Consider the following 16,226-nt stretch of genomic DNA (forward strand, 5'->3'; position numbering starts at 1 on the left):
CCGTCACCCCTCCCGCGGGCCGACCAGCCGGCCCACCAGGTCCCGGGTGCCCGCCGGCTCCACCCGGGCCGCCACCAGCACGAACCCGACCACGGCCGACGCCGTCCACACCGCGTCCGCGAGCGTGCGGCCGGTCGCCGACGACCAGGCGACGAACATGAGCACCACGGCGACGAGAATCGTTTCCGCGACGGTGACGGCCCGTCGATTCGACGCGCATTGCCGGCGGGGTCGGGGAATACCACGGGATGCGTTGTACGACATGTCTCTTCCTGGTGCGATTACCGCGGAGTGGCGCCGGTATTCGGTGAAACCCGGCGACCGGGACCGCACCATCCTGACATCGACGGACACCACGCCCAAGCGCCGGGCGCGGGATTCCTCCTCCGGCCGTGCAAATTCGTCCAAGCAATTGCGCTTCCACGCAACGGAATTTCCCCGCCACACGGCCGCTCAAGTGCCGTCACGCCTGGTGGACGCCGTCCAAATCCGTCCAAGACGATTCGGCGATCGATCACCGGGTCAGAACAGATCGGTGATCGGCACGTCGCCGGCGATCAGGTCGTACGTGTGGTGCGCGGTCGACGGGTGGTCGAGCAGCGCCACCAGAACGGCGGCCACGTCGGCCCGCGGCACGGAGCCGCGCAGCGGGGTTTCGGCGAGTTGCACGCGACCGGTCGGCGGGTCGTCGGTGAGGCGACCCGGGCGCAGGACGGTCCACGCCAGCGCGCGGCGGCGCAGGTCGTCCTCGGCGGCGGCCTTGGCGCGGAGGTAGGCGTCGAACACCTCGTCGCCGGTCTCGCGGTCCAGGCCGGTCGCGCTGATCTGGAGGAACCGGGACACGCCCGCCTCGGTCGCCGCGTCGGCGAACAGCACGGCGGCCGCCCGGTCGACGGTGTCCTTGCGGGCCGCGCCGCTGCCCGGCCCCGCGCCGGCCGCGAACAGCGCCGCGTCGGCGCCCGTCAGGTACTCGGCGACGGCGGGGGCGTCGGTCGTCTCGAGGTCGCAGTGCACCGGGACGCCGCCGGCCGCGGAGACGTCGGCGAAGTGGTCCGGGTTGCGCACGAGGGAGGTGATCGCGTCACCCCTGGCCGCGAGCAGTCGGGTGACGTGCAGGGCGATGGCGCCGTGGCCGCCGGCGATCACGAGTCGCATGACGGCCACGGTAGGTCACACGGCGGAGGCCAGCACCTGCTCGTACACGAGCTCGTTCACCCAGCGGGTGGTGGCGGTGTCCTCGACCGGGACGCACTCGTTGCGGCCGGCCACGTCGGTGGTCAGCGCGCGGTCGTCGTCGGCGAGCAGCACCGAGACGCCGTAGCGGCGCACGCGCGGGAGGCAATTGGCGAGGTAGTCGTGGGTGAAGGCGACCGAGGTGGGCAGCACGGCGGCGGCGTTGCCGAAGCGGGCGAAGGGGACCGCGGAGGCCAGCGCGGTGCGCCAGTGCCGTGCCACGGCCAGGACGCCGACGATGCGGATGGCGGCGGGCGGCACGCGCCCGTCCATCTCCGGCCACACCCAGGTGCTGACGGTCGTGCGGTCGGACTCGGGAGCCGCGCCCAGGCACACCCGCTCGGCGTGCGCGTCGGCGAGCAGTTCGGCCACGACGACGACCTTGCGCCCCATGAGCACCATCTCGGGCAGCACGACCCCGTGCCAGCCGAGGCGGTCGGCCGCCGCGGCAGCCAGCTCCTCGACGGAGCCGGGCAGTTCGGGAACGGGAACCGCGATCGTCGACTGCGCCCTGGCGTCGTCGGTGTCCGCGATCCGTGCTGGTGTGCTGCTCACGCCAGGGCCTCCTCGGCAGGCTCGGCGGGGCGGCCCGCCGTGCTTCGACTCGTGCTCTGGATAAGGCGTACCAGGTGGGAACGCCCACGCCGGCGGCCCGACCGGGCTCCTGCGATCGACGGCGTCGACCGGTCGGTAACCGGTCGAACCGCGGTAAGCGGAGTTCAGTCCGACGATGCTGCCGTCCGGGTGACAACGACCGGCGGTGCAGACCAAAACTCGTGCTCAGAGTGTGCTTCCGACGCCTGGAACAACCCCCGAACCCACCCGGAACCCCGAACAGAACCCTCCCCGACCGACCGCTCGCCGCACCAGACCGACCGACCGCCTTCCACCGACCGTTCGCCGACAGAGCCACCGAACGGCCGCTCAAGGACTTCCCCTGCCCCACCCCTGCCAACCCACCCCACCGCCGACTACCCCCGAACGGGCGACCAGCCGCGCACCGACCGCACCCATGCCGGCCCGAGGGCCGCGAAATCCCGTCGGAATGCGGAAATCATCCCGTCGCGGTCCGGCATCCCTTCCTTCGCGTGAACCGCTCGTGACGGCCTACCCCGGCCTGATCCAGGCATTACGTTGCAGCCCCGTGAGATCGAAGAACCCGAAATCCGCCACCGGGAACCTGCTCGAAGCGCTGGAGGAGGAGATGCGCCGCACGCTCCGCGAAGCCGACGAACTGACCGCGAAAGCCGACGAACTGATGGCTTTGGCCGAGGCGAAACGGACGAAAGCCACCCGTCTCGACGCCGTGCGAACGGAACTCGGGGCCTCGGACGACAAAGCGTTCGAGCCGGCCCTGCCCGCACGCGCACCTTCCCGGCCCACCCGCCGGACGCCGCCGAAGGCCCGCAACCGCGCGGACGACCGGACGATGACCGCGAGGGTGATCGAGGTGATCAACTCCAAGCCGGACGGGACGTGGACGTCGACGGCGCTGCAACAACGGTTTCCGGGCACGGACAAGCACACACTCGGCCAGATCCTCCGGAAGTTGCGCGACAGGGGACTGGTCGTGCGGCTCGACGACGGGAAGCCGCGCGCCGGCGCGTACCGACTGGCGACCGGCACCTCCGGGGTTCGGCGGGACGTGGTGTCGGTGCTCCAGCAGGACCAGCGGGCCTGGCGACCGCGGGATCTGGCGAAAACCCTGCGAACGACATCACGCGCGATCGACCAGACGCTGAAGGCCCTGGTGAAGGACGGCACCGTCGTCGCGACCAGGAACGGGTGGTACGTCGCGGCGCGCCAGATACCCGCGGACGACGGGCGGACCACTTGATCGGACGCCCATGACACGTGCCTACCGGGGGAGCACCTTGCCCAGTCGCCGACCTGAGTCGAATCCCCCGCCGGACGGCCGGGAGCGACTCGTCTTCGCGCCCGGCGTCTACTCGCCGCAGCGCCTGGTCCGGCAGCGGATCGCGGACTACGTCCCGCGTCACGCGCCCCGGCGCTGGAACCTGGTTGCGGACGACGTGCGGGCCCTGGTGTGGAAAGCGGGTCCTGGCACTCCGCAAGAGGCGACCGAACTCCTGCTCGTGGTGGCGAGGCTGGCCCTGCACTGCCACCTCAACCGCCGACTCGACCCGGGTTCCTGGCCGGAGCCCGACACCGTCGCCTGGTTCCTCGACACGGGTTGCGGAGACCTGAAACCGCAGACCCGCTCGGTCTACCGGGCACGTCTGCGCAGGCTGTCCGAAGCGATCTTCGGCGTCGACGGCGCCAAGCCCGTCCCGCTGTCCGCGTCCGACTGCTCCCGCCCCTACCGGGCGGAGGAACAACGGGCCCTCTGGTCCTGGGCGCGGAGCCAGTCGACCGAGGCCTTGCGCTTCGACTGCCGACTGCTCCTCGCGCTCGGCCTCGGCTGCGGGTTGACCGCGGAGGAGATCGTCGGCCTGCGCACGGCCGGCATCCGGACCGCCGAGAGCAACGGGGCCGTCGTGGTGGCGGTCGTCGGGCGGCGGGAGCGGCTGGTCGTCTGCCGGCACACCGAGGAGGACGAACTCGCCGAACTGGCGGAGGGCGCCGCCGCCGGATACCTCTTCAGCCACAACGCCGTGCGGACGAAGAACCTGACGGCGACCGTTCTCGCCCGTGCGCACCGCCGCGAGGACACGCCGCCGATCCGGGTTTCCCGGCTGCGGAACACCTGGCTCTCCGCGCGTCTGGCGGAGCGGGTGCCGGTGACGACGCTCCTCTCCGCCGCCGGGTTGGACAGCCTCGCGAGCCTCGACCGGCTCCTGCCGCACCTGCCGCCGGTGGGCGAAGCGCAGAGTGAGCGCTACCTGCGAGGGCAGTAGTGGTGCGACGAAGGTCACTCGAACGGGGAATTGCGTGGCCGGTTGAGCACGCCCCGTGATGTCAGGCCCGATCGGGCGATACCGGCGCCCGCCGGGGCGACGTAACGCATGTCACAAACAGGTCACGCCGGGTTCCGCCGGCCGGGCGCACGACGAGACGGAGGCGCTAGTCCGAAAGAGTGGTTCAGGCCACACGGGGAGAGGCACGGGCACCGTCACCGTCCCGAAACGCCAGTGAGGCCCCGCGAACCGCGAGGCCTCACTATGCTGGTGGGCGAGGGGGGAGTTGAACCCCCACGTCCTTTCGGACACACGGACCTGAACCGTGCGCGTCTGCCATTCCGCCACTCGCCCGGAGCGACGAGGAGAACCCTAGCAGTCGCGTTCACGCGTCTCCAAATCGGCCCGTGTACCGGTCCGTGACCCCAGATACGATCGGGGCCGGAAGTCGACCGAAGTCGGAGGGTTTGCCGTGGGCCTCGTACAGCGCTTCGAGCGCCGTCTCGAAGGCATAGTGGGCAACTCCTTCGCCCGTGTGTTCGGCGGGAACGTCCACCCGCAGGAAGTGGCCCAGGCCCTACAGCGGGAGGCCGAGAGCAACATCCGCGAGCTCGCGGGCGGGAGGTTGCTCGCCCCGAACCACTTCAAGGTCCTGCTGGGTCCACAGGACCACGATCGGCTTGCCGGTGACGGGCAGGATGAACTACGCATCACCCAGCCGCTGGAGGACTCCATCCGGGAGCACCTCGAAGAGAGCGGATGGGATACCTATGGTGACGTCGTAGTCTCCTTGGAGCGCTCCGACGCGCTGCACACCGGTCAGTTCCGAACCAGCTCGTCCGTCGACCCCGACGTGAAAGTTGCCAGCCGACGGTCAGCACCACTTCGCACTGCAGGAGACGGATCCATGAGCCAGCCTCCCGGCTACGGACAAGGACAGGGCCAGCCCGGCTACGACCCCTACGCGCAGGGTGGCTACGGCCAGGGCCAAGGGCAGCAGGGCTACGGCCAGCAGCAGCAGGGCTACGAGCAGGGTTACGGCCAACAGGGCTACGACCAGGGCTACGGCGGCCAGCAGCAGCAGGGCTACGGCCAGCAGCAGGGCTACGACCAGGGCTACGCCGGCGGCCAGCAACAGGGCGGCGGCTACGACCAGGGCTACGGCCAACAGCAGCAGCAGGGCTACGACCAGGGTTACGGCCAGCAGGGCTACGACCAGGGTTACGCCGGCGGCCAGCAGCAGGGCTACGGCCAGCAGGGCTACGACCAGGGTTACGGCGCCGGCCAGCAGCAGGGCGGCTACGACCAGGGTTACGGCCAGCAGGGCTACGGCGACGCGGGCGCGGGTTACGCGCCTCCGGCCGTCCAGTCCGGTCCTCGCCAGCTGAACGCGACGCTGCACCTGGACGACGGCTCGAACCGCACCTACAACCTCAAGCAGGGCGGCAACGTCGTGGGTCGCGGCCAGGAGGCCGACTTCCGACTGCCCGACACGGGGGTCTCCAGGAGGCACCTGGAGATCACCTGGGACGGGCACAGTGCGATGCTCGCTGATCTCGGTTCGACAAACGGCACCACGGTGAACGGCACTCCAGTGCAGACTTGGCAACTCGCGGAAGGCGACGTCGTCCGCATCGGCCACTCCTCGCTGGTCTTCCGCACCCAGGGCTGAGGCCGAGAAGGCGTAGTCGGCACTCAAGTCAGGAGCGGTTACAACCGGTGCCAGAGCTGGTGATGCAGCTGACCAGAGCGGGTTTCCTCGTCCTGCTCTGGTTGTTCGTGTTGGCTGCGCTTCGAGTGGTCCGCTCGGACCTGTACGCGGCGTCGGGACTCAGGGTTCCGACGCCGGGCTTCCGCAAGGGTTCGAAGGGGGCCGTCAAGGGCAACAAGGCCGCCCGGCAGCTCGTCGTGACGCACGGCGCGCTGGCGGGCACCCGGATCTCCCTCGACGGAAGGCCGATCCTGATCGGTCGCGCCGACGACTCCACGCTCGTGCTGGACGACGACTTCGCGTCGACCAGGCACGCGCGGCTGTCCATGCGCGGTACCGACTGGTACGTGGAGGACCTCGGCTCCACGAACGGCACTTATCTCGACCGGGCGAAGGTCACGGCCCCACTCCGGGTCCCGCTCGGCTCCCCGATCCGGATCGGCAAAACGGTGATCGAGCTGCGCTCATGACGCTTGTCCTTCGCTACGCGGCCCGCAGTGACCGGGGCTTGGTGCGCTCGAACAACCAGGACTCGGTGTACGCCGGTCCGCGACTGCTGGCGCTCGCCGACGGCATGGGCGGCCACGCCGCGGGAGAGGTGGCCAGCAAGGTCGTCATCGCCGCGCTGGCACCCCTTGACGACGACGAGCCCGGCGACGACCTGCTCGGCCAGCTGCGCGAGGCGGTGATCGCCGGCAACGGCGCGATCTCCGAGCTGGTGCAGTCCGACCCGGACCTGGACGGCATGGGCACGACGCTCACCGCCGTGCTGTTCGCGGGCAGCAGGCTGGGCATGGTGCACATCGGCGACTCGCGGGCCTACATGAGCCGCAACGGCGTGTTCACCCAGATCACGCACGACGACACGTTCGTCCAGTCGTTGATCGACGAGGGTCGGATCACCGAGGAGGAGGCGGCGACGCACCCGCAGCGCTCGTTGCTGCTCCGCGCGCTGACCGGCCACGAGGTGGAGCCCCGGCTGATGGTGCGGGAGGCCCGGCCGGGCGACCGCTACCTGCTGTGCTCGGACGGCCTGTCGGGCGTCGTGAGCATGGAGACCCTGGACGAGGCGATCCGCATCCCGGACCCGCAGGCGTGCGCGGACCGGATGATCGAGCTGGCGCTCAAGGGCGGCGGACCGGACAACGTGACGGTGGTGATCGCCGACGTCGTGGACGTGGACTTCGGCGAGGACGCCCCGATCGTGGGCGGCGCCGCGGGTGACGGCAGCGAGGACCCGCCGCCGCCCGACTCGCCCGCCTCGCGGGCGAGTTCGATCACCGGGCCGAGGCCGGTGCCGCAGCGGGTCGAGCCGCCGCCGCCGGTGGACGCCAAGCGCGGTCGCGGCGGGCGGGTCAAGGCGTTGGCGCTGGTGGTGTTCCTGCTGCTGGTGCTGGCCGCGGCGGGTCTGGGCACCCGGTGGTACGTGCTGCGCCAGTACTACGTGGGCGCGACGGAGGACGGCCAGGTGTCGATCTTCCGCGGGGTCACCGGCAGCGTGTTCGGCATCGGGCTGCACTCGCTGGTGGAGGGCTCGTGCCCACCCGGCGCGCAGGCGTGCGAGCCGATCAGGGTGGACGACCTGAAGGTGTCCACGCGGGACGTGGTGCGCAACGGCATCACCGACGTGGACGGCCTGGAGGGCGCCCGGGAGGCGATCCGCCGGCTGCGGACCGAGCAGACGCTGCCGTTCTGCCCGAAGGAGACCACCACCACGACGACGGCCGTCCCGACCACGACGACGACGCCGGCGCCGACCACCGGCGTGACGGGAAACCCGGATCCGTCGGCAACCTCCATCGCGCCGACCACGTCCACCACAGTGGAGGGGACGCCGCTCCCGACGCCCGTGCAGAAGCCGGGCGTGGACTGCCGGAAGGGTCAGTAGTCACATGAGTTCGCCGGGTCCCGGCGCGGAGAGCACCCCGCTCGCAGCGGCGAGCAGCACGTCACCCGGGATGAGGCCGCCCACGAAACGGACCACCGAACTCATCATGCTCGGCTTCGCGGCCGTGCTCGTGACGGGTGCGCTGATCCTGGTGGAGGCCAACCAGGAGCAGGAGCTGACGATGAACATCGTCTGGCTCGGCCTGGCCTACCTCGCGCTGTTGTCGATCGCGCACCTCGCGGTGCGGCGGTGGGCGCCGTACGCGGACCCGGTGATGCTGCCGTGCGTCGGCCTGCTCAACGGCCTCGGCCTGGTGATGATCCACCGGATCGACCTGGCCATGGCGGACGTGAAGATGCCGGACGGGTCGATGTGGTCGCCCGCCGCGCCCAAGCAGGTGCTGTGGACGGCGATCGCGCTCGCCCTGTTCTGCGCGTGCCTGAAGTTCCTGACCGACCACCGGACGCTGGCCAAGTACGGCTACACGTTCGGCTTCCTGGGTCTGATCGCGCTGGTGCTGCCCGGTGTGCTGCCGAGCTTCATCGCGCCGGAGATCAACGGCGCGAAGATCTGGCTGAGCTTCGGCGCGTTCTCCATCCAGCCGGGCGAGTTCGCGAAGATCCTGCTGATGGTGTTCTTCGCGGCGTTCCTGGTGTCGAAGCGGGACCTGTTCACCGCGGCGGGCCGCCGGGTGTTCGGCCTCGACCTGCCCCGGGCCCGCGACCTCGGTCCGCTGGTGGCCGCGTGGGCCGTCGGCGTGTCGATCATGGTGTTGCAGAAGGACCTCGGCTCGTCGCTGCTGTTCTTCGGCATCGTGCTGGTGCTGCTGTACGTGGCGACGGAGCGCGCCGCGTGGGTGGTGCTGGGCGTGGTGCTGTTCTGCGGTGGCGCGTTCGTGGCGTGGAAGCTGTTCACCCACGTCCAGGTGCGCGTGCAGAACTGGCTGGACCCGTTCGTGGACCCGTCGGGTTCGGGCTACCAGATCGTGCAGTCGCTGTTCGGCCTCGGCACGGGCGGTCTGTTCGGCGCGGGTCTCGGCGGCGGCCGGCCGGACCAGATCCCGGAGGCGAACACCGACTTCATCACCGCCGTCATCGGCGAGGAGCTGGGCTTCGTCGGGTTGGCCGCGCTGCTGCTGCTGTACATGGTGTTCGCCATGCGCGGCCTGCGCGCGGCGCTGTCGGTGCGGGACACGTTCGGCAAGCTGCTGGGCGGCGGTCTCGCGTTCGCGGTGGCGTTCCAGCTGTTCATCATCGTCGGCGGCATCACGAAGCTGATCCCGATGACCGGCATCACCGCGCCGTTCCTGTCCAAGGGCGGCTCGTCGCTGCTGGCGAACTACATCCTGGTCGCGCTGCTGCTGCGCATCTCCGACGCGGCACGGGCGCCGAAGGCGACCCCGAAGCCGCGGCCGCAGCAGCCCGCGATCGCCGACCAGTTCACTGTGATGGTGGAGCGCCCGAAATGAACACTCCGCTCCGTCGAGTCGGTCTCGCCATGATGGTGATGATCCTGCTGCTGCTGGGCAACCTGACCTACGTGCAGGTGATCAAGGCCGACGACTACCGCAAGAACCCGCTGAACCGGCGGGTGCTGCTGGACCAGTACTCCCGGGAGCGCGGCCAGATCATCGCGGCCGACGGCACGCCGCTGGCCTCGGTCGAGAAGACCACGGACCGGCTGCGGTACGTCCGCACCTACGCCAACGGCCCGGCGTTCGCGCCGGTGACGGGCTACTTCTCGACCACCTACGGCGCGGGCGGCATGGAGCGGTCCGAGGACGACCTGCTCAACGGCTCGGACGACCGGTTGTTCGCGCGCCGGGTGTCGGACCTGATCACCGGCCGCGACCCCAAGGGCGGCAGCGTCCAGCTGACCGTGGACCCGAAGCTCCAGGAGGCGGCGTTCCAGTCGCTGGGCAACCTGACGGGCTCGGTGGTGGCGATCCGGCCGCAGACCGGCGAGATCCTGGCGATGGCGAGCACGCCGTCCTACGACCCGAACCTGCTCGCGAGCCACGACGCGAACGTGCAGGAAGAGGCGTGGGGCACGCTCACCGACCCGGACGGCCCGCAGCCGATGCTGAACCGCTCGGTGGACCAGATCTACCCGCCCGGTTCGACGTTCAAGCTGGTGGTGGCGGCCGAGGCGCTGGCCGAGGGCAAGACCAAGGACTCCGAGGTCGACGGCCGCAAGTCGATCACGCTGCCGGGCACGAACACCGAGCTGCCGAACTTCAACGACTCCATCTGCGGCAACGGCACGACCGCGACCCTCCAGGAGGCGCTCGCGAAGTCGTGCAACACGGCGTTCGCGGTGCTGGCGCACGACATGGGCCCGGACAAGCTGCGCAAGCAGGCGGCGAAGTTCGGCATCGGCGACTCCGACCTGACGATCCCGCTGCCGGTGGCGCAGTCGACGCTGGGCCCGATGGCCGACCCGCCGTCGGTGTACCAGAGCGGCATCGGGCAGAAGGACGTCCGGCTGACCCCGCTCCAGAACGCCGTGGTGTGCGCGACGATCGCGAACAACGGCACCCGGATGGCGCCCCACCTCGTGTCCAAGATCATCGCTCCGGACCTCAGCGTGATCGACGAGACCAAGCCGGACGAGGTCGAGGAGGCGATGGACCCGAAGAACGCCGCCGCGCTGCGCGACATGATGGTCGAGTCGGAGAAGAACACCGGCGGCGGCGGCAAGCTGAGCGGCGTGACGATCGCGTCGAAGACGGGCACCGCCGAGCACGGCGTCGACCCGCTGGCGACGAAGCCGCACGCCTGGTACGTGGCGTTCGCGCCCGCGGAGAAGCCCGAGATCGCCGTCGCGGTGATCGTGGAGGACGGCGGCGACGTCGGTCTCCAGGCGACCGGTGGCAAGGTCGCGGCCCCCATCGGCCGCGCGGTCATCGGCGCCTTCCTCGGGAGTCGCTGATGCTGACCTCCGGCCAGTTGCTCGCCGAGCGGTACCGCCTGAGCAGGCGGATCGCGGTCGGCGGCATGGGCGAGGTCTGGGAGGCCGACGACTCCCGGTTGGACCGCCGCGTGGCGGTGAAGGTGCTGAAGGCGGAGCTGAGCGGCGACTCGGAGTTCCTCAACCGGTTCCGGATCGAGGCGCGCACGACGGCGTCGTTGAACCACCCGGGCATCGCGGCCGTGCACGACTACGGCGAGACCGCGTCGATACCGGACGGACCGGAGGACACCGCGTACCTGGTCATGGAACTGGTCGAGGGCGAACCGCTGGCCGCGGTCATCGCCCGCGGCAGGCTGACCGCCGACCGGACGCTGGACGTGCTGGAGCAGGCGGGCAACGCGTTGCAGGCGGCGCACGAGCGCGGCCTGGTGCACCGGGACGTGAAGCCGGGCAACATCCTGGTGACGCCGACCGGCAAGGTGAAGATCACCGACTTCGGCATCGCGAAGGCCGCGGACGCGGCGCCGGTCACGCACAGCGGCATGGTCATGGGCACGGCGCACTACATCGCGCCGGAGCAGGCCCTCGGTCACGCGGCCGAACCGGCGTCGGACGTGTACGCGTTGGCGGTGTGCGGCTACGAGTGCCTGACGGGGCACCGGCCGTTCCGCTCGGAGAACGCGGTGACGGTGGCGATGATGCACATCCGCGACCTCGCGCCGCCGCTGCCGCCGGACGTGCCGCCGGGTGTGCGGGCGCTGATCGAGGCGACGCTGGTCAAGGACCCGCGCCAGCGGTACCGCAACGGCGGCGAGTTCGCGCACGCGGTCGGCGCGGTGCGCACGGGCCGGCCGCTGCCCGCGCCGTCGGGCATCGCGATGTCCGTCCAGTTGACGCATCCTCGGCTCCCGGTGACGCACCCGCCGTCGCGTCCCGGCATGCAACCGGTGACGACGCCGCACACCGGCGCGTTCCACCCGTTGCCGTCGCCGCCTGTCCAACCGGGGCGCAACAGGGCCGTGTTGTGGGTTATGGTCGCTGTGCTGGTGGCCGTGTTGCTGGTCCTCGGCGTCGTCATCGTGCGCGCGATCACGAAGGACGACGAGGTACCCGGCGGGGCGAAGCAGGGCACCACAAGTACCCGACCCTCCCCGGCGGCCGACTCGACGGACCGGATACCCGGAGCCAGGACGTTCACCGTGGTCAAGGCGGACTACGTGGGCCGGTACCTGGACGAGGTCGAGAAGGAGCTGTCCGGACGCGGACTGGAACCCGAGCCGCACCGGAACGACGGCGGTGTGCCGGAGGATCCGGAACGATGCCGGGTGTCGGACGTGGTGCCGACCGGCGAGGTTGCGATCGGCTCACGGGTCACGGTGACCTGTGTACCGACATAGCGCGCGACCGGTACTAAAGCGACAGCCAGCAGGATGGTGAGACCGTTGACGAGGAGCGGGACGAAGCACTGATGAGCACTCCGCGACTGCTCTCCAACCGCTACGAACTGGGTGAGACCCTCGGCTACGGCGGCATGTCCGAGGTCCACAAGGGCCGCGATGTGCGGCTCGGCCGGGACGTGGCGATCAAGGTGCTCCGTGCCGACCTCGCCCGTGACACCCAGTTCCAGGAGCGGTTCCGTCGGGAGGCCCAGAACTCCGCCGCGCTGAACCACCCGGCCATCGTCGCGGTCTACGACACCGGGGAGACCTCGACGGAGTACGGCCCGCTGCCCTACATCGTCATGGAGTTCGTCGACGGTCGGACGCTGCGCGACATCGTGAAGACCCAGGGTCCGATGTCGGGCAAGCGCGCCATGGAGATCATGGCCGACGTGTCGGCGGCGCTGGACTTCAGCCACCGGCACGGGATCGTGCACCGGGACGTGAAGCCCGCCAACGTGATGATCACCAAGTCCGGCGCCGTCAAGGTGATGGACTTCGGCATCGCCCGCGCGGTGCACGACGGCCAGGCGGCCGTCACGCAGACCGCCGCGGTGATAGGGACCGCCCAGTACCTCTCGCCGGAGCAGGCCCGCGGCGAGGCGGTCGACGGCCGGTCCGACGTGTACGCGTCGGGCTGCGTGCTGTTCGAGCTGCTGACCGGCGAGCCGCCGTTCACCGGCGACTCGCCCGTGGCGGTGGCCTACCAGCACGTGCGGGAGGACCCGAAGTCGCCGTCGGCGCTGAACTCGAAGGTGACGCCGGCGCTGGACGCGATCGTGCTCAAGGCGATGGCGAAGAACCCGGCGAACCGCTACCAGTCGGCCGCGGAGATGCGCGCGGACCTGGTGCGCGTGCTGTCGGGTCAGCGCCCGTCGGCGCCCGCGGTGATGACCGCCGAGGACCGCACGGCCGTGCTGAACCAGACGCCGCGTACCGAGGTGGTGCAGCAGGGCGGTCGGCACCGGCCGTCGGCGCTGCGCGAGGAGCCCGCGAACTACGACCCCCTCGAAGAGGAGGAGGCCGAGCGCCGGGCCCGCCGCAAGAAGACGATCATGGTCACGCTGGTGGTGCTGCTGTGCGTCGGCGTGCTGGCGCTGGCCGCGTGGATCACCATGACGCTGCTCTCCACCTCCGACGGCCCGTCGACGCAGAAGGTCAAGGTGCCACCGCTGGCGGGCAAGGTGTCGTCGGCGGCCCGGTCCGAGATCGAGGCGCAGGGCCTCGGGTTCGAACTGGTGCCGGTGCCGTGCCAGCCCGGAGTGGGCGGTGCTCCGGCGCCGTGCACGGCCGAGAACATCGACAAGGTGATCGACACGAACCCGGCCGCCGGCGCCGAGGTGGACAAGTTCTCCAAGGTGAGCGTCCGGGTCGGCACGAACCCCGAGCAGGTGGCGGTGCCGGACCTGAAGGGGTTGAACGCGCAGGCCGCGCAGGAGAAGCTCGGCAGCGACCTGTCCCTGTCTCCCAACCAGGAGACGATCGAGGTGGACGACGACAGCCTGGTGGGCAAGGTCGCCGAGCAGAACCCGGCCGCGGGCACGAAGGTCGGCAAGGGTTCCGCGGTCACCGTGAAGATCGGCAAGGCTCCCGACAAGGTGACGCTGCCGGACGTGACGGACACCGACGTCGACCAGGCGAAGGCGAACCTGGAGAACCTCGGGTTCAAGGTGCAGACCAAGGACGTCGACAGCGCCAAGGAGCAGGGCACGGTTCTCGACCAGAACCCGCCCGCGGGCAAGGTCGCGAAGAACTCGGTCGTGACGCTGAGCGTGTCCAAGGGCAACCAGCTCACGATGCCCGACCTCACCGGGTTGTCCGAGAGCCAGGCCCGGGGCCGGCTGAACCAGCTGGGCTGGACCGGCGACCTGTCGCAGACCGGCACCGAGGCGGTCCAGGACCCGTCGCAGAACGGCAAGATCCGCAGCCAGTCGGTGCAGCAGGGTCAGCCGCTCGCCAAGAACCAGCGCATCACCGTGGTGGTCGGTGAGTTCCGCGTCGGCGGACCCACGACGACTCGATAAAGCTCTTTGTCGACAAAGGCCCCGTCGCTCCGGTGAGCGGCGGGGCCTTTCGCCGTTCCGACGGGCTCAGCCCAGGCGGGCGGCCGCGGCGAGCGCGCGCATCCCGTTCTCCAGCTGCACCACGGTGGACTCGGGCACCTCGAAGTCGCACACCCGCAGCCAGTTCGCCAGCATCCGGTGCCCGCCCTCGGTCAGCACCGACTCGGGGTGGAACTGCACGCCCTCGACCGGCAGCGTCCGGTGCCGCATCGCCATCACCACGCCGGACTCGGTGCGGCCGGTGACCTCGAACTCGTCCGGGATCGTGTCCGGCAGCACGGTCAGCGAGTGGTACCGGGTCGCGGTGAACGGGTCCGGCACGCCCGCGAGCACCCCGCCGCCCGTGTGGTGCACCACGCTCGTCTTGCCGTGCAGCAGCTCGGGGGCGAGGTCGACGGTGCCGCCCCACACCGCGCCGATGGCCTGGTGGCCGAGGCACACGCCGAACACCGGGACGCCCTCGTCGGCGCAGTGCCGGATCACGTCCATCGACCGGCCGGCCTTGTCCGGTGTGCTGGGACCCGGGCTGACCAGCACTCCCCCGACGCCGGAGATCTCCTCCAGCTCCACGGCGTCGTTGCGCCGCACCACGCACTCGACGCCCAGCTGGGCGAGGTACTGGACCAGGTTGTAGACGAAGCTGTCGTAGTTGTCGACCACGAGCACACGCATGCCGACAGCTTAGCCGTGAGCAACCTCTCGCCTACCGGGAGCTTAGGCTCACCTAACCTGTACTCATGACGAATCTTCGGGTCGCGGTGGTCGGCGCCGGTCCGGCGGGTGTCTACGCCGCCGACACCCTGACCAAGTCCGACGCCGACGTGTCCATCGACCTCTTCGAGCGGCTGCCCGCGCCCTACGGGCTCATCCGCTACGGCGTGGCGCCGGACCACCCGCGCATCAAGGGGATCGTCACCGCGCTCCAGCGGGTGCTCGACCGCCCGCAGATCCGGTTCTTCGGCAACGTCGACTACGGCGTCGACCTGAAGCTGGACGACCTGCGCCAGTTCTACGACGCGGTGATCTTCTCCACCGGCGCCGAGAAGGACCGCGCGCTCGACATCCCGGGCATCGACAAGGACGGCTCGTACGGCGCCGCCGACTTCGTCTCCTGGTACGACGGCCACCCCGACGTGCCGCGCACCTGGCCGCTGGACGCGAGCCAGGTCGCCGTGCTCGGCGTCGGCAACGTGGCCCTGGACGTGGCCCGGATCCTCGCGAAGACCGCCGACGAGCTGCTGGTCACCGAAATCCCGGACAACGTCTACCAGGGTCTGCGCACCAGCCCGGTCACCGACGTGCACGTGTTCGGCAGGCGCGGCCCGGCGCAGGCCAAGTTCACCCCGCTCGAGCTGCGCGAACTCGACCACTCGCCGAACGTCGAGGTCATCGTGCACCCCGAGGGCATCGACTTCTGCGCGCACAGCATGGCGACCATCCGGGAGAACAAGCAGGTCGAGATGGTCGTGAAGACGCTCCAGGAGTGGGCGATCCGCGACGTCGGCTCGCGCCCGCGCAGGCTGCACCTGCACTTCCTGGAGGCGCCCGTCGAGGTGCTCGGCGACGACGGCGTCGAAGGCCTGCGCACCGAGCGCATGGAGCTGACCGGCGACGGCGGCGTGCGCGGCACCGGCGAGTTCACCGAGTGGCCCGTGCAGGCGGTGTACCGCGCGGTCGGCTACCTCTCCACGCACCTGGCCGACCTGCCGTTCGACCACTCCTCGGGCACCGTGCCGCACCAGGCGGGCCGCGTGCTCGACCTGGACGAGCAGGCCGTTCCCGGCGTCTACGTCACGGGCTGGATCAAGCGCGGCCCGGTCGGCCTCATCGGCCACACCAAGGGCGACGCGCTGGAGACCGTGACGAGCCTGCTCCAGGACGCGCCGAACCTGTCCCGCGCCCAGTACCGCGACCCCGAGTCGGTCGAGCGGTTCCTGGCGCAGCGCGCGATCCCGTTCACCACGAACGAGGGGTGGCGCAGGCTGGACGAGCACGAGATCGCCCTGGGCGCCGCCCAGGGCCGTGACCGGGTCAAGGTCGTGGACCGGGACGAGATGACCGGTATCGCCAACCGCTGACCCGCCGTGCGACGGAGCCGGTCGGCCTCGGGGGCGACCGGCT

The 16,226-nt window shown here is 70.5% G+C and carries 14 protein-coding genes and 1 tRNA gene; 10 read left to right on the forward strand and 5 right to left on the reverse strand.

Annotated features, from left to right (window positions below):
- Window positions 1–3: 3 nt before the first annotated feature.
- The 3 genes from AB0G50_RS04690 to AB0G50_RS04700 form a co-directional block, all read right to left on the reverse strand.
- Window positions 4–168: a hypothetical protein gene (locus AB0G50_RS04690; protein WP_360102261.1), complete on the reverse strand. Its 165-nt coding sequence runs from the start codon at window positions 166–168 to the stop codon at window positions 4–6.
- Window positions 169–522: 354 nt separating this feature from the next.
- Complete coding sequence (locus AB0G50_RS04695) at window positions 523–1,155, reverse strand: NAD(P)H-binding protein (protein WP_360102263.1); 633 nt, start codon at window positions 1,153–1,155, stop codon at window positions 523–525.
- Between the two features lie 15 nt (window positions 1,156–1,170).
- Complete coding sequence (locus tag AB0G50_RS04700; protein ID WP_360102265.1) at window positions 1,171–1,788, reverse strand: hypothetical protein; 618 nt, start codon at window positions 1,786–1,788, stop codon at window positions 1,171–1,173.
- A 544-nt stretch (window positions 1,789–2,332) separates the two neighbouring features.
- Here AB0G50_RS04700 and AB0G50_RS04705 point away from each other — a divergent pair.
- Both AB0G50_RS04705 and AB0G50_RS04710 read left to right on the forward strand, forming a co-directional pair.
- Complete coding sequence (locus AB0G50_RS04705) at window positions 2,333–3,070, forward strand: hypothetical protein (protein WP_360102267.1); 738 nt, start codon at window positions 2,333–2,335, stop codon at window positions 3,068–3,070.
- A gap of 37 nt (window positions 3,071–3,107) precedes the next feature.
- Window positions 3,108–4,091 carry a hypothetical protein gene (locus AB0G50_RS04710; RefSeq protein WP_360102269.1) on the forward strand — a complete coding sequence of 328 codons (984 nt, stop codon included), beginning with the start codon at window positions 3,108–3,110 and terminating at the stop codon, window positions 4,089–4,091.
- 268 nt (window positions 4,092–4,359) lie between these two features.
- Here AB0G50_RS04710 and AB0G50_RS04715 read toward each other — a convergent pair.
- Window positions 4,360–4,445: transfer RNA gene (locus AB0G50_RS04715), tRNA-Leu, on the reverse strand.
- A gap of 118 nt (window positions 4,446–4,563) precedes the next feature.
- On the opposite strand from AB0G50_RS04715, the gene AB0G50_RS04720 reads away from it, so the two are divergent.
- The 7 genes from AB0G50_RS04720 (at window position 4,564) to pknB (ending at window position 14,066) form a co-directional block, all read left to right on the forward strand.
- Complete coding sequence (locus tag AB0G50_RS04720) at window positions 4,564–5,763, forward strand: DUF3662 and FHA domain-containing protein (RefSeq protein ID WP_360102271.1); 1,200 nt, start codon at window positions 4,564–4,566, stop codon at window positions 5,761–5,763.
- A 47-nt stretch (window positions 5,764–5,810) separates the two neighbouring features.
- A complete protein-coding gene (locus AB0G50_RS04725) occupies window positions 5,811–6,272 on the forward strand; it encodes an FHA domain-containing protein (RefSeq protein WP_360102273.1) in 462 nt (153 codons plus the stop codon).
- Window positions 6,269–7,690 carry a protein phosphatase 2C domain-containing protein gene (locus AB0G50_RS04730; protein ID WP_360102275.1) on the forward strand — a complete coding sequence of 474 codons (1,422 nt, stop codon included), beginning with the start codon at window positions 6,269–6,271 and terminating at the stop codon, window positions 7,688–7,690. Before AB0G50_RS04725 ends, AB0G50_RS04730 begins: the two co-directional genes overlap by 4 nt.
- A gap of 70 nt (window positions 7,691–7,760) precedes the next feature.
- A complete protein-coding gene (locus tag AB0G50_RS04735) occupies window positions 7,761–9,158 on the forward strand; it encodes an FtsW/RodA/SpoVE family cell cycle protein (protein WP_360102331.1) in 1,398 nt (465 codons plus the stop codon).
- On the forward strand, window positions 9,155–10,621 hold the full coding sequence (locus tag AB0G50_RS04740) for a penicillin-binding protein 2 (protein WP_360102277.1): 1,467 nt from the start codon (window positions 9,155–9,157) through the stop codon (window positions 10,619–10,621). The genes AB0G50_RS04735 and AB0G50_RS04740 overlap by 4 nt, the downstream gene beginning before the upstream one ends.
- Window positions 10,621–12,000: a serine/threonine-protein kinase gene (locus tag AB0G50_RS04745; protein ID WP_360102279.1), complete on the forward strand. Its 1,380-nt coding sequence runs from the start codon at window positions 10,621–10,623 to the stop codon at window positions 11,998–12,000. Before AB0G50_RS04740 ends, AB0G50_RS04745 begins: the two co-directional genes overlap by 1 nt.
- A 71-nt stretch (window positions 12,001–12,071) precedes the next feature.
- Window positions 12,072–14,066 carry a Stk1 family PASTA domain-containing Ser/Thr kinase gene (pknB, locus tag AB0G50_RS04750; protein ID WP_360102281.1) on the forward strand — a complete coding sequence of 665 codons (1,995 nt, stop codon included), beginning with the start codon at window positions 12,072–12,074 and terminating at the stop codon, window positions 14,064–14,066.
- 66 nt (window positions 14,067–14,132) lie between these two features.
- Here pknB and AB0G50_RS04755 read toward each other — a convergent pair whose 3' ends face one another.
- On the reverse strand, window positions 14,133–14,777 hold the full coding sequence (locus tag AB0G50_RS04755; RefSeq protein ID WP_360102283.1) for an aminodeoxychorismate/anthranilate synthase component II: 645 nt from the start codon (window positions 14,775–14,777) through the stop codon (window positions 14,133–14,135).
- A 65-nt stretch (window positions 14,778–14,842) separates the two neighbouring features.
- Here AB0G50_RS04755 and AB0G50_RS04760 point away from each other — a divergent pair, with 65 nt between their 5' ends.
- Complete coding sequence (locus AB0G50_RS04760) at window positions 14,843–16,183, forward strand: FAD-dependent oxidoreductase (RefSeq protein ID WP_360102285.1); 1,341 nt, start codon at window positions 14,843–14,845, stop codon at window positions 16,181–16,183.
- Window positions 16,184–16,226 lie beyond the last annotated feature (43 nt).

It is taken from the genome of Actinosynnema sp. NPDC020468 (assembly GCF_040642015.1).
Classification (GTDB): domain Bacteria; phylum Actinomycetota; class Actinomycetes; order Mycobacteriales; family Pseudonocardiaceae; genus Actinosynnema.

What these genes read in the sequence shown, in the direction of transcription:
- AB0G50_RS04755 (WP_360102283.1), bottom strand. Translation starts at nt 14,777, where the DNA reads ATGCGTGTGCTCGTGGTCGACAACTACGACAGCTTCGTCTACAACCTG.
- AB0G50_RS04695 (WP_360102263.1), bottom strand. Translation starts at nt 1,155, where the DNA reads ATGCGACTCGTGATCGCCGGCGGCCACGGCGCCATCGCCCTGCACGTC.
- AB0G50_RS04760 (WP_360102285.1), top strand. Translation starts at nt 14,843, where the DNA reads ATGACGAATCTTCGGGTCGCGGTGGTCGGCGCCGGTCCGGCGGGTGTC.
- AB0G50_RS04745 (WP_360102279.1), top strand. Translation starts at nt 10,621, where the DNA reads ATGCTGACCTCCGGCCAGTTGCTCGCCGAGCGGTACCGCCTGAGCAGG.
- AB0G50_RS04730 (WP_360102275.1), top strand. Translation starts at nt 6,269, where the DNA reads ATGACGCTTGTCCTTCGCTACGCGGCCCGCAGTGACCGGGGCTTGGTG.
- AB0G50_RS04735 (WP_360102331.1), top strand. Translation starts at nt 7,761, where the DNA reads ATGAGGCCGCCCACGAAACGGACCACCGAACTCATCATGCTCGGCTTC.
- AB0G50_RS04740 (WP_360102277.1), top strand. Translation starts at nt 9,155, where the DNA reads ATGAACACTCCGCTCCGTCGAGTCGGTCTCGCCATGATGGTGATGATC.
- pknB (WP_360102281.1), top strand. Translation starts at nt 12,072, where the DNA reads ATGAGCACTCCGCGACTGCTCTCCAACCGCTACGAACTGGGTGAGACC.